12 protein-coding genes are annotated in these 13,373 nt (G+C 59.7%); 7 read left to right on the top strand and 5 right to left on the bottom strand.

The window, feature by feature from the left end:
- Positions 1-519 precede the first annotated feature (519 nt).
- Positions 520-2,082, bottom strand: coding sequence for a sigma-54-dependent transcriptional regulator (locus tag BFL40_RS05020; protein WP_071482907.1), 1,563 nt, complete (start codon positions 2,080-2,082; stop codon positions 520-522).
- Between the two features lie 257 nt (positions 2,083-2,339).
- Between BFL40_RS05020 and phhA the strand changes: the two genes are divergently transcribed.
- The 3 genes from phhA to BFL40_RS05035 all read left to right on the top strand — a co-directional run bounded on the left by phhA (position 2,340) and on the right by BFL40_RS05035 (position 4,786).
- Positions 2,340-3,131 carry a phenylalanine 4-monooxygenase gene (gene phhA, locus BFL40_RS05025; RefSeq protein ID WP_071482908.1) on the top strand — a complete coding sequence of 264 codons (792 nt, stop codon included), beginning with the start codon at positions 2,340-2,342 and terminating at the stop codon, positions 3,129-3,131.
- A 105-nt stretch (positions 3,132-3,236) separates the two neighbouring features.
- Positions 3,237-3,593, top strand: a complete 357-nt coding sequence (locus BFL40_RS05030) for a 4a-hydroxytetrahydrobiopterin dehydratase (RefSeq protein WP_003192995.1) — start codon at positions 3,237-3,239, stop codon at positions 3,591-3,593.
- On the top strand, positions 3,593-4,786 hold the full coding sequence (locus tag BFL40_RS05035; RefSeq protein WP_071482909.1) for an amino acid aminotransferase: 1,194 nt from the start codon (positions 3,593-3,595) through the stop codon (positions 4,784-4,786). The genes BFL40_RS05030 and BFL40_RS05035 overlap by 1 nt, the downstream gene beginning before the upstream one ends.
- A gap of 63 nt (positions 4,787-4,849) precedes the next feature.
- Here the strand turns inward: BFL40_RS05035 and BFL40_RS05040 are convergent, their stop codons facing one another.
- On the bottom strand, positions 4,850-5,659 hold the full coding sequence (locus BFL40_RS05040; protein WP_071482910.1) for a UDP-2,3-diacylglucosamine diphosphatase: 810 nt from the start codon (positions 5,657-5,659) through the stop codon (positions 4,850-4,852).
- A 136-nt stretch (positions 5,660-5,795) separates the two neighbouring features.
- Here BFL40_RS05040 and BFL40_RS05045 point away from each other — a divergent pair, with 136 nt between their 5' ends.
- The 3 genes from BFL40_RS05045 (at position 5,796) to BFL40_RS05055 (ending at position 7,946) form a co-directional block, all read left to right on the top strand.
- Positions 5,796-6,545, top strand: coding sequence for an AraC family transcriptional regulator (locus BFL40_RS05045; RefSeq protein WP_071482911.1), 750 nt, complete (start codon positions 5,796-5,798; stop codon positions 6,543-6,545).
- A gap of 99 nt (positions 6,546-6,644) precedes the next feature.
- Positions 6,645-7,529, top strand: coding sequence for a DMT family transporter (locus BFL40_RS05050; RefSeq protein WP_071482912.1), 885 nt, complete (start codon positions 6,645-6,647; stop codon positions 7,527-7,529).
- Positions 7,530-7,661: 132 nt separating this feature from the next.
- Positions 7,662-7,946, top strand: coding sequence for a hypothetical protein (locus BFL40_RS05055; RefSeq protein ID WP_071482913.1), 285 nt, complete (start codon positions 7,662-7,664; stop codon positions 7,944-7,946).
- Between the two features lie 39 nt (positions 7,947-7,985).
- Here the strand turns inward: BFL40_RS05055 and BFL40_RS05060 are convergent, their stop codons facing one another.
- Positions 7,986-8,273 (bottom strand): Rdx family protein, encoded by a 288-nt coding sequence (locus BFL40_RS05060; protein WP_071482914.1) that lies wholly within the window; start codon positions 8,271-8,273, stop codon positions 7,986-7,988.
- Between the two features lie 83 nt (positions 8,274-8,356).
- On the opposite strand from BFL40_RS05060, the gene BFL40_RS05065 reads away from it, so the two are divergent.
- Entirely contained in the window at positions 8,357-10,546 is a 2,190-nt protein-coding gene (locus BFL40_RS05065) for a patatin-like phospholipase family protein (protein ID WP_071482915.1), read from the top strand.
- Positions 10,547-10,686: 140 nt separating this feature from the next.
- Here BFL40_RS05065 and BFL40_RS05070 read toward each other — a convergent pair whose 3' ends face one another.
- Entirely contained in the window at positions 10,687-11,121 is a 435-nt protein-coding gene (locus tag BFL40_RS05070; RefSeq protein WP_071482916.1) for a MarR family transcriptional regulator, read from the bottom strand.
- 121 nt (positions 11,122-11,242) lie between these two features.
- A complete protein-coding gene (gene recQ, locus BFL40_RS05075) occupies positions 11,243-13,369 on the bottom strand; it encodes a DNA helicase RecQ (RefSeq protein ID WP_071482917.1) in 2,127 nt (708 codons plus the stop codon).
- Positions 13,370-13,373: the final 4 nt, after the last annotated feature.

Below are 13,373 nucleotides of genomic sequence, written 5' to 3' on the forward strand. Positions count from 1 at the left end.
CCCGCTCCACCGTGCCTACTTGCGGCCAGCGTGGTTTAACGGGGCGCCTAAGATCAAGATCAAAAGCAAAAGCACGGCGGCCTGAAAGCCGACCTGAGTGGTGTAGATCAAAAGCGGTCGAGTAATGTGGGTGCTCCATACATCAGGGAAACTGCATTCTGCCCTGCTTCTGATCTGGCTTTTGATCCACACCACTCAGGTCGGCTTTCAGGCCGCCGTGCTCTGCTTTTGATCTGCTTGTGATCTTGATCTCAGGCGCCCCATTAACCACGCTGGCCGCACGCAGGCTTGAATCCGTGGGTAACCCGGCAGGACGCCGGGTTAGCCGCGCTGGGCCAAGGATGGCCCATCGCGGCGGCCCACGGATTCAAGACTGCGTGCGGGCACACCGAGCCACAGCGAGGTGCCGAGTGGTGGGGCGAAGGCCTTTTGGTTACTTTTGGGCCTTTCCAAAAGTGACCCGCTGTAAGAGCGGAACCATAGGCCGCCGTTACCTAAATAACGGATATACACCTAAAATTACTTGTCAGCCTTAAGCACTTCGTAATCACGCAACTTATTGGCAATAGTGGTATGCGAAACCCCCAAGCGCTTGCCAAGCTGCCGACTACTGGGATGCTCTAAATACAACATCTCCAAGACAGCCTTCTCAAACCGCCCAACAATCTCCTCCAACCCACCTTCCAGCGAAAAATCGCCAAGCGGCTGACGCACGCCGTAATCGGGCAATCGAATATGCTCCGCCTTGACCATCCCCCCCTCACACAACGACACCGCCTGAAACAGCACATTCTCCAACTGCCGCACATTACCCGGCCAGTGGTAATGACTGAGCCGATCCATAGCCGCCGGTGCCAACTTGGGCAAAGGGCAACCAATCTGCCGACTGGCCTGATCAAGAAAATGCTCAACCAGCGGCGCCAAGCCATCCAGGCATTCGCGCAACGGCGGAATATGCAACGAAAGCACGTTCAGACGGTGATAAAGGTCCTGGCGAAACTCCCCACGGGCGCAGAGTTCCGACAAGTCCACCTGAGTCGCGCAGATCACCCGCACATCCAGATACACCTCTTCATCACTGCCTACCCGGCGAAAGCAGCCGTCCTGCAAAAAGCGCAGCAATTTCACCTGCAACCGTGCACTCATTTCCCCCACGCCATCTAGAAACAACGTACCGCCCGCCGTCAGCTCCAGCAGCCCCAACTTGCCTTCAGCCCGCGCCCCTTCAAACGCGCCGGGACCGTAGCCAAACAGCTCGGTCTCGGCCATCGATTCCGGCAGGCCTGCGCAGTTAAGCGCCATCAGCGGCGATTGCCCACGCGGGCTAGCCAGGTGGCAGGCGCGCGCCAGCAGTTCTTTACCAGTGCCGGTCTCGCCTTCTATTAATAGAGGCGCATCCAGCGGTGCCATGCGCCGCGCTTCGCGAACCACCGCGGCCATAACCTTGGAGCTTTGGAAAATACTGTCGAAGCCGCGCAGCTCTTGCTTGCGCACATTGTAGATTCGCTCACCCACGCGGTCGGCACGGTGCAGGGTCAGTACGGCGCCAGCCATGGCCTCACTGTCATCGTGCTCGGAGGATTGCAGCGGCGCGATATCCGCCAGGAACACATCGCCCTTGACCTTGACCCGCATGCCGTTGATCCGCGATTTGCTGGCACGCACCAGTTCCGGCAGATCGAAATCCTCGGCGTAACGCGACAACGGAATCCCCGGGACCTCGTCCACCCGCACCCCGAGCAACTGCGCCGCCGCGCGGTTGGCGGCGACGATCGAGCCACCCATGTCGATCGACAGCACTGGAAACTCCAGAGCGCCGAGCAACGCGTTGAGCTCCATATGTCGCCGCTCGCTGGGCATCAGCCCTACCCGTTTTACGCCGAATACACCGGCAATTGCCTCGAACTGCGGGCGCAGCGACTGGAACTGCATGTTCACCAGGTTCGGGCAAAACAGGTAAATGGCATTGCCATGTTCACCGCCGACCTCACCCTTGGCTACGTTGACGCCGTACTCCACCAGCAGGTTGAGGATGTCCCGCAGGATGCCGATGCGGTTCTGGCAGTGCACTTTGATACGCATGAAAAGGCCCGAAAAGTGGGTAGGCGCCGCGTCTTTTTGTCGCTGGGCGCAGATAGTCGTCAAGATTATGTGACAGCTTTCGGCCTTTTCACAGCCCAAGACACCGACAAACCCTACAATCGTAACGAATACTTTACGAAATTCGGTAAATTTTCCTACATCCCTAAGCCGCAGGCTGATGGAAACCGGCACTTTCCGAGTTATCAATAGACTCATCGCAGGACATAACAAGAACGAATGCCTAGCAGGAGAGCCGTATGAAGCAGACGCAATACGTGGCCCGCGAGCCCGATGCGCAAGGTTTTATCCACTACCCGCCGGAAGAACACGCGGTGTGGAACACCCTGATCACCCGTCAACTGAAAGTGATCGAGGGTCGCGCCTGCCAGGAATACCTGGACGGTATCGACAAGCTTGGCCTGCCCCTGGACCGTATTCCGCAACTGGGCGAAATCAACCAAGTGTTGGCCGAGACTACCGGCTGGCAAGTTGCCCGCGTGCCGGCGCTGATCCCCTTCCAGACCTTCTTCGAATTGCTCGCCAGCAAACAGTTTCCGGTGGCGACCTTTATTCGTACCCGTGAAGAACTGGACTACCTGCAAGAACCGGACATTTTCCACGAGATCTTTGGCCACTGCCCGCTGCTGACCAACCCCTGGTTCGCCGAATTCACCCACACCTACGGCAAACTCGGTCTGGCGGCCACCAAGGAGCAACGCGTGTACCTGGCGCGCCTGTACTGGATGACTATTGAGTTTGGTCTGGTGGATACGCCCGAGGGCCGACGCATCTACGGTGGCGGCATTCTGTCGTCGCCCAAGGAGACGGTGTACAGCCTGTCGTCCGAGCCTGAACATCAAGTCTTCGACCCACTGGAAGCGATGCGCACGCCGTATCGCATCGACATCCTGCAACCGTTGTACTTCGTGCTGCCCGAACTCAAGCGCCTGTTCGAAGTGGCGCAGGAAGACATCATGGGTATGGTCGAACGCGGAATGCAGCTTGGCTTGCACGCACCGAAATTTCCGCCCAAACCCAAAGCTGCGTGAACCTTACGTTTTGATGCCAGGTGAGTCTGTTCCCTGGCCCCGCGTTGCTTTAGGGTGACGCCACTGACGACCGTTTTTCAAACACTCGAATTCAGGACACTCCACATGACCACCTTGAACCAAGCCCACTGCGAAGCCTGCCGCGCCGACGCCCCACAAGTCAGCGATGAAGAGTTGCCGGTACTGATCAAGCAGATCCCTGACTGGAACATCGAAGTACGCGACGGTGTGATGCAGCTGGAAAAGGTTTTCCTGTTCAAGAACTTCAAATTCGCCCTGGCCTTTACCAACGCCATGGGTGAAATCTCCGAAGCCGAAGGTCATCACCCTGGCCTGCTCACCGAGTGGGGCAAAGTCACCGTGACCTGGTGGAGCCACTCGATCAAAGGCCTGCACCGCAACGACTTCATCATGGCCGCACGCACCGACGAAGTGGCCAAGACCGCCGAGGGCCGTAAGTAATGCACTTCGATGCCATTGGCCGCGTGCCCGGCGACCCGATCCTCGGGCTGATGGACCTGTATGCCCAAGACGCCAACCCGAACAAGTTCGACCTGGGCGTGGGCGTGTACAAGGACAACCAGGGCCTGACGCCGATTCCGCACTCGGTGAAACTCGCCGAACAGCGCCTGGTGGACACCCAGACCACCAAGACTTACATCGGGGGCCACGGTAATGCCGCGTTCGGCACCCTGATCAGCGAGCTGGTGCTCGGCTCCGACTCAGCGCTGATCCGCGAACGCCGTGCCGGCGCAACCCAGACCCCTGGCGGTACCGGCGCCCTTCGCTTGAGCGCCGACTTTATCGCCCACAACCTGCCCGGACGTGGCGTGTGGCTGAGCAACCCCACCTGGCCGATCCACGAAACCATCTTCGCCAAGGCCGGGTTGAAGGTCAGCCACTACCCCTATGTTGGCAGCGACAACCGCCTGGATGTGTCGGCGATGCTGGCCACGCTGTCCACCGTGCCAAAGGGCGATGTAGTGCTGCTGCACGCCTGCTGCCATAACCCGACCGGCTTCGACCTGTCCCAGGATGACTGGCGCCAGGTATTGAAAATCGTCCGTGAGCGCGAACTGCTGCCGCTTATCGACTTTGCCTACCAGGGTTTTGGCGACGGTCTGGAGCAAGATGCTTGGGCGGTGCGACTGTTTGCTGCCGAGTTGCCGGAAGTGCTGATCACCAGTTCCTGCTCGAAAAACTTCGGTTTGTACAGCGACCGTGTGGGCGCGTTGATTGTCTGCGCGGCGAATGCCGAGAAGCTGACGGATGTGCGCAGCCAACTGGCGAATACCGCGCGCAACCTATGGTCTACGCCGCCGGATCATGGCGCGGCAGTGGTAGCGACCATTCTGGGCGACGCCGAGCTGAAGAAACTCTGGAGTAGTGAAGTCGAAGCCATGCGTTCGCGGATTGCACAGTTGCGCTCCGGCTTGGTGCAAGCGCTGGCGCCACACGGGCTGGCCGAGCAGTTTGCGCATATTGGTGCGCAGCGTGGGATGTTTTCCTATACCGGTTTGAGTGCAGAGCAGGTGAAGCAACTGCGGGAGAAGCACAGCGTGTATATGGTCAGTTCGGGGCGGGCTAACGTAGCCGGAATTGATGCGACGCGGTTGGCGCTGCTGGCTGAGGCGATTGCCGACGTTTCCAACTGACGAAACCGAATCAAACTGTGGGAGCGGGCTTGCTCGCCCCCACAGTTGGACCGAGCAGGACCTTTAACCAGTGACCATTTCAGCTTTTAGCTGCGCTTCTTTCGCCTGTGCATCCGCCAACCGATACAACTCGATACTTCCATCCCAGTGCTCGATCAACGCCGTGCACGACTCCACCCAATCCCCGCAGTTGAGGTAATCCACCTCACCCACCTTGCGGATCTCCGCGTGGTGGATATGCCCGCACACCACACCATGCAGCTCACGCTTGGTCACTTCGTGGGCAATCGCCTCTTCAAAATCACTGATAAAATTCACGGCCGTTTTGACTTTGTGCTTGAGGTAGGCCGACAGCGACCAGTAGCCATAGCCATACCGGGCACGCCAGTGATTCAACCAACGGTTCAGCGTGAGAGTGAATTCATAGGCCGAGTCGCCGAGGAAGGCCAGCCAACGGTGATAGCGGGTGATCACATCAAATTGATCGCCGTGAATCACCAGCAAATGGCGGCCATCGGCGGTGACGTGTACCGCCTCATCGACGAGTTGGATATTGCCCAGGATCAGCTTGGAATAGCGGCGCAGGAATTCGTCGTGGTTGCCGGTGACGTAGATAACCTCAGTACCGCGCTTGGCCATGGTCAGCAAACGGCGAATCACGTTAGTGTGGGCCTGAGGCCAATACATGCCACCGCGCAGTTTCCAGCCGTCGATGATGTCACCCACCAGGTACACCTTGTCGGCGTGGTAACCCTTGAGGAACTGCGACAAGTGTTCGGCCTGACAATCCCGGGTGCCCAGGTGCACGTCGGAAATCCACAGGGTACGCACCCGTTGTTTGCGGCTGGGTTTGACGAACTCGGCACTGGTCATGGGCATCCCTCGACGGTGTTTTCGCGAGCTTGCGCCACGGCGATTAATAGCCCATGACAGATATGCGTCAGTCTGATGACAGCGCCTGGCGACGGCGAAGCGCTGTAGACTCTGCAAGCCAGCCCAGGAGACCGCGATGAGACCGACCCTCACGCTACGCCACTACCTCGAAGCCCCCATCGCCCACAGCCATGACCATGCGCAGCTGGTGTTCGGCCTGTCCGGGCACCTGGACCTGGAAGTCGATGGCCGTGGCAGCCAGGTGCACGAAAGCAGCGTGATGGTACTGCCCTTCTCTGCCCACCATAGTTGCGGCAGCCGTGACGGCAGCCGATGCCTGGTGTTGGATGTGCCTACTGAACACTGGGTGCTGCAATCTTTGGGCGAACACGCCGATGCCAGCCGCCGCTTGCTTGATCAACCGTCACGCCTCGCGCTGGACTCCCGGCAAAACCAGCTGGTGCAATGGTTGGCGCATAGCCCGGTGAATGATCCGCTGATCGTCCAGCAAGGCGCGGTGCTGTTGCTGGCCAGCCTCAATCATTCGCTGGCTCGACCGGTGCCGGGCAGGCGCCTGCCGTATGCGGCGTTCAATGCACATATCGAACGCCATGCGGCGCATCCGCTGCAGGTTGCCGACCTTGCACGGATTGCGGATCTTTCAGTGGCGCGCCTGCATGCACGTTTTATGGCGGAATGCGGACAAACGCCGATGGACTATCTGCGCAGCCGTCGCCTGCACATGGCTCTGGGGCTATTACGAAAGACACCACTGCCCATCGGCGAGATTGCCGAACGCGTCGGTTACACCTCACAAAGCGCGTTCTGCGCCGCCATGCTGCGTGAGTTTGGCGCCTCGCCCGGAAAGTTACGTCGGTCGGTGTAACAAGAGCCCTGCGTTAAAAAACGCGAGGTCGGCGACAGACGCCGACGCCCTCGAGCCTCTAGACTGCGATTCTGTTACCCCGTTGGTTCAAGGATCGCAATGACTCCCCGCTCAGCCCTCGGCGCCCTGCATATCGGCGCATTGATGTTTGGCCTTACCGGTGTCTTCGGCAAACTGGCCGCCGCCTCGCCCGCCATTATCGTATTTGGCCGAGCGGCGTTTGCCGTGCTTGCCCTTGCGGTATTTGCGCGGTTTGCCAGCAACACCACCTGGAAAAAACTGGAAATGCGCGACTGGCGCCGACTGCTGGTCAGCGGCGTATTACTCGCCGCGCATTGGGTAACCTTCTTTATTGCCGTTAAAGTCGCCGGGGTCGCCGTCGCAACCCTCGGATTTACAGCGTTTCCAGCCTTTACCGTGATCCTCGAGGGGCTGATTTTCCGCGAACGTATTCGCGCCAATGAAGTGCTGCTGGTCGTACTGGTGAGCGTCGGGCTGGTGCTGGTGACACCAGATTTCAACCTCGCCAGCGAAGCCACAGGCGGCCTGCTCTGGGGCATCGCCTCAGGGCTTTTGTTTTCGCTGCTGTCGCTGAATAACCGCGCCAGTTCCGGGCGGATTCCTGCCGTGCAGGCAGCGCTGTGCCAGAACGTGGTGGTCGCAGCCTGCCTGCTGCCCGTGGCGGCGCCGGGGTTGGCGGATGTGCGCGCGATTGACTGGCTATGGATCGGTTTACTCGGCGTGTTCTGTACGGGGCTGGCCCACAGCCTGTTTGTCGCCAGCCTCGCGGTGATCAAGGCGCGCACCGCGTCGGTGGTGTTTGCCATGGAGCCGGTCTACGGCATCACTATGGCCTGGTTGCTATTTGCCGAAACCCCGACCTTGCGCATGCTGCTGGGCGGCGTACTGATCATTGTCGCTATCGTCCTGTCCGGCCTGATGGGCAGCGCCAGCCAGGCCAAACAGCCGGCGGCAACGGCCTGATCTATACTTTAAACATCCGTAACAGTCTGTAGTCGTTCAACGGATAAAAGACAGCTCGACGACAGCCATGGTGTGTTCTGAAGTTGCTGCAAGCGAGTGGTCATCCCATCTACGCGATGCAGGGGTTTCATCATGGAAATGCTCATCAGCCTGTTGGTTCAGATCATCAGCGGTGCCATCGGCGGTAACTTGGCCGGCATGACAAATCAAAGCCTGGGGACCACCGGGCTCAATTCAATGGTCGGCGGTGTCGGAGGTTTGGTACTCGGCCAGCTCCTCGCCTGGGTGCTTGGCGCACCAGCAGGTGATGCTTTGAATGTTGCAGCGCTCGGCAGCAACATCATTGGGGGTGGCGTCGGCGGACTGGTACTGACCTTTGTCGTCGCCTTCATCAAAAACAAGATGGCTGCCAAATAATCGCGCACACCGGGTCACCGTCCTTCAGTGGCGGTGACCTTATTGCGTGCGGTCGTTATGCCCCAGGTCGCGCTGTGGATCTATCTGATCACGCACGCGCTGCTTAAGCACCTTGGCTTCCGGAAAGCCACCATCGGCCTTGCGCTCCCAGATCTGCACGCCATCGCAGGTGATGCGAAATGCACCGCCGGTGGCCGGTTCCAGTGCCACACGACCCAGATCATCGGAAAACGTGCTCAACAACTCCTGGGCCAGCCACGCGGCGCGCAGTAGCCACTGGCACTGGGTGCAATAGGTGATGACGATCTCGGGTTTGCTTGTGGACATAATTTGAGAGGTTCCTGGCGTAACGGGCTCGGAGGATCGAATGGCTATAATAGCGGCCTTTATCGCCCAGCCCGAGATTCATGATGCGCCGCCTGTTGTCCTGCCTGTTCTTGTGCCTGCTCCCTCTGCTCGCCGACGCCGTTGAAACACCACGCCCTAAAGTCGGCTTGGTGCTCTCAGGTGGTGCCGCCCGTGGCCTGGCGCATATTGGTGTGCTCAAGGCCCTGGAAGAGCAAGGCATCCAGATCGATGCAATTGCCGGCACCAGCATGGGGGCGGTGATTGGCGGGCTGTATGCGTCAGGCTACAAGATCGACGAACTGGAAAAGCTCGCGCTGAGTATCGATTGGCAGCAGGCACTGTCCGACGCACCGCCACGGGAAGATGTGCCATTTCGACGTAAACAGGATGACCGAGACTTCCTGATCAAACAGAAACTCAGTTTCCGCGACGACGGCAGCCTGGGTTTACCGCTGGGCGTGATCCAGGGCCAGAACCTGGCGCTGCTGCTGGAGAGCATGTTCGCCCACACCAGCAATACGCGTAACTTCAACAAACTGCCGATCCCGTTCCGCGCCGTGGCCACCGACATCACCACCGGCGAAAAAGTGGTGTTCAGCAAAGGCCACCTGCCCCAGGTGATCCGCGCCAGCATGTCGATCCCTGCGGTGTTCGCGCCGGTGGAGATTGATGGCCGGCTGCTGGTGGATGGCGGCATGACCGATAACATCCCACTGGATGTAGCGCGGGAGATGGGCGTCGACATCGCCATCGTGGTGGACATCGGCACCCCACTGCGCTCACGCAAACAACTGGCCACCGTGGTGGACGTACTCAACCAGTCCATCACCCTGATGACTCGCCGCAACTCTGAAGAACAACTCAAGGCTCTGCATCCGAAGGATGTGCTGATCCAGCCGCCCTTGGCCGCCTACGGCGTGACGGACTTCGGCCGTGCCAAGGACATGATCGACGCTGGCTACCGCGCCACTCGAGCCCTCGATATACGCCTGGCGCACCTGCGCCCCGCCGAACCGGTCGACCCGCAGCTGGTAGCCGCGCGCACCCCAGGTGAGCGCACGCCGGTGATCACCGCGATCAGCGTAGAGAACGACTCGAAAGTCAGCGACGACGTGATCCGCTACTACATCCGCCAGACCCTGGGTGAGCCGCTGAACCTGAGCCGCCTGCAAATCGACATGGGCACCCTGTACGGCCTGGACTACTTCGAGCAGGTGCAATACCGCGTGGTGAAAAAAGGCCAGGACAACACGCTGGTGATCAGCGCACGGGGTAAGCGCAGCGGCACCGATTACCTGCGCCTGGGCTTGAACCTGTCGGATGACATGCGCGGTGACAGCGCCTTCAACATCGGCGCCAGTTACCGCATGAATGGCATCAATCACCTCGGCGCGGAGTGGCTGACGCGGGTACAGATCGGCGATCGCCAAGAACTGTACAGCGAGTTCTACCAACCGATGGACACCGGCTCACGCTACTTCATCGCGCCCTATATCAGGGCCCAGGCGCAAAACGTTGAACTGATCATGGACAACGACCCCATCTCCGAATACCGCCTGGAACGCTATGGCTTTGGCCTGAACGTTGGGCGGCAGATCGGCAACAGCGGCGAGATCCGCTTCGGCGTCGGCGAAGCCTGGGGCAAGGCGGACGTGCGTATTGGCGACCGCGACCTACCGAGCGTGAGCTTCAGCGAAGGTTTCTATGAGTTGAAGTACTCGTTCGACTCCCTGGATAACGTGTACTTCCCTCACACCGGCGAAGACATTGGCCTGGCCTTGCGTGAGTTCGAGCCGGGCCTGGGCTCGGACCAACGCTACCGACAGTGGGAGTTCAAGCTGGACAAGGCCATGAGCCACGGCCCAGACACCCTAATATTGGGCGGTCGCTACGGGCGCACCCTGGATAAATCCGACGTAGTGACTTCCAGCTTCCTGCTCGGCGGCGCGCGACAATTGTCGGGCTTTCGCGAGGATGCGATCTCGGGGCAAAACATCAGCCTGATGCGTGCGGTGTACTACCGCCGCCTGACGCCACGCTCGTACCTGCCGTTGGATTTCCCACTGTACCTGGGGGCCTCGGTGGAACGCGGCCGGGCCTGGAACAACGACAATCAGTTCGACAGCGGGTATATCAACGCAGCAAGTGTGTTCCTGGGGTTTGATACGCCGTTGGGGCCGCTGAATTTCAGCTATGGGTTCAATGATGATAATCAGCAGGCGGTGTATCTGAACCTGGGGCAGACGTTCTGATACCCCATTCTCTTCCCGTAGCAGCTGCCGAGCCTTGGCGAGGCTGCGTAAGCCGCGCCGCCGCTATCAAACCCGGCACATTACCGAGGCGCGGCAGACGCCGCCTCGCTTAAGCTCGACAGCTGCTACGCCAACGAAGATCAGGACTTTTCCAGATTCGCCAGAATGTGCCCATGCACACGCATGCACACGCTCAAATCAGCCTCATCCACACCCACAAACAGCTCATGGCGCAAGGCCGTGGCAATGGTTTCGATCTGCTCGATCAAAGGACGGGCGGTGTCGCAGAGCAGGATGCGCTTGGCGCGACGGTCTTCCAGCACAGCTTGGCGTTGCACCAGGCCTTGGCCTTCCAGGCTGTCGAGCAAGCGAGCCAGGGTCGGCCCTTCCACTCCAACACTTTGTGCCAGTTCACGCTGAGTCGGTGCTTCTTCAAAACGGGCCAGGTGCAACAGCACCAGCCAACGCGCCTGGGACAAGCCCAGACCCGCCAAGCGGCGATCCAGTTCGGCGCGCCAGCCTCGGGACATTTGCGCCAACTGCATGCCAAATCGGTGTTGATCGGTTAACGGCATAAAAAACTCATGTTTTAGACTGAAAATAAAGTGTGGCTAATTATTAGTCAGCTAAGCATGAGCCATGCCAGTAGGCAAGAGTTGCTATGTACTGATTCGTTACATTGTCGTAATTGACGCACTAAATTTCGAATTCCGACTGCAACGCGGCACGCACGCAGTACAAAACACCCTCAGGAACACGCCCGGTAAACAGCGGTGAGATCTCCGAAACCGGTGGCAATTCACCCTCCCCGTCGAGGAAAGCGTCCTGGATTTCGCCGAGCAAATCTTCCGGCAAATCAAGGGCCTGCTCCAACGACAACTGCTGCTTGCCGATGGACTCGGCGAGCAAGGTGTAGACGTTCTTTTCCGAGCATTGCAGCTGGCCGGCGATCTGGATCGGGGTCATGCCGGCGCGCGCCAGGCTGATCAGCTCGTGGCGAATATCGGCGACTTCCTTCGGCGCTTCGGCCTGGCCACCGAGCACTTCCAGGAAGGCCTGGCCATAACGCTCCAACTTGCGTGCACCCACGCCGCTGACCCTGGCCATTTCGGCCATGGTGGTCGGCTGCTCACGCAGCATCTCAAGCAACGTGGAGTCGGGAAAAATAACGTAAGGCGGTACGCTGTGTTCCTGCGCCAGCTTGCGCCGCAGCGTACGCAGGGCCTCCCACTGCTCGCGCTCCTCGCCACGCACCAACTGGCTGGCCTGGCTGGTGCTGCTCTTGGCGGTGGTTTGCGGCTTGAGGTCGCGGCGCAACTCCAGGCTCACTTCGCCCTTGAGCAATGGCCGGCAACTGTCGTTCAAACGCAGGCCACCAAAGCCGTCGATATCGATATCTACAAGGCCACGCGCAACCATCTGCCGGAACAATGAGCGCCACTCACCCTCGGCGCGGGCCTTGCCGACACCGTAGACCGAGAGTTTTTCGTGGCCGAAGCTGCGCACCTTTTCGTTGTCCTTGCCCAACAGGACATCGACCAGATGGCCGACGCCATAACGCTGGCCGGTACGAAAAATTGCTGACAACGCCTGACGCGCCGGCTCGGTGGCGTCCCAGGTCTGCACGCCGTCGATGCAGTTGTCACAATGGCCGCAGGGTTCCGGCATGTCCTCGTCAAAATACGCCAACAGCGTCTGACGGCGGCAGCGGGTCTCTTCGCACAACGAGAGCATGGCGTCGAGTTTATGTTGCTCCAGGCGCTTATGACGCTCGTCGCCTTCGGAGTTCTGCAACATCTGCTTGAGCATCACCACGTCTTGCAGGCCGTAGACCATCCAGGCATCCGCCGGCAGGCCATCACGGCCCGCACGACCGGTTTCCTGGTAGTAGGCCTCAAGGGATTTGGGCAGATCCATGTGTGCCACAAAACGCACGTTGGATTTATCGATACCCATGCCGAATGCGATGGTGGCCACCATGATCAGGCCTTCCTCGTTGAGGAAGCGCTTCTGGTGATGGGCACGCGTGTCATTGGGCAAACCGGCGTGATACGGCAGCGCCGGGTAGCCCTGCTCACAGAGGAAGGCCGCCACTTCATCGACCTTCTTGCGCGACAGGCAATAGACAATGCCTGCATCGCTGCGCCGCTCGGACAGGAACGCCAGCAACTGCTTGCGCGGCTGCTCCTTGGGCACGATACGGTAGAAAATATTCGGTCGGTCGAAGCTCGATAGAAAGCGCTCAGCGTTCTGCAAATGCAGGCGCTCGACGATTTCTTCGCGGGTGCGCTTGTCGGCGGTGGCAGTCAGGGCAATGCGCGGGACATCGGGGAACAACTCCGCCAACTGGCCCAACTGCAAATATTCGCGACGGAAATCGTGGCCCCATTGCGATACGCAGTGGGCTTCATCGATGGCAAACAGGGCGATTTCCAGGCTCTGCAAAAAAGCCAGCATGCGCGGCTGAACCAGGCGCTCGGGGGCCAGGTAGAGCATCTTGACTTCACCGCGCTTGATCCGCGCGGCCAGGTCACGCTGCTGTTCAGCGCTGAGGGTGGAGTTCAGGGAAGCGGCGGCGACGCCGAGCTCTTCGAGGGTGGCAACCTGGTCGTCCATCAACGCGATCAGCGGTGACACCACCACGGCCAGGCCATTACGCAACAAGGCCGGCACTTGGAAGCACAACGACTTGCCCCCGCCGGTAGGCATCAATACCAAAGCGTCGCCGCCATTGGCCACGCGCTCAATGATCGCACCCTGGCGGCCACGAAAACTGTCGTAGCCGAAGATGTCCTTGAGGACGCGTTGAGCCTGCTCGAGCATGTAA

The sequence above is a fragment of the Pseudomonas costantinii genome, from assembly GCF_001870435.1.
In the GTDB taxonomy this organism is placed as follows: Bacteria; Pseudomonadota; Gammaproteobacteria; order Pseudomonadales; family Pseudomonadaceae; genus Aquipseudomonas; species Aquipseudomonas costantinii.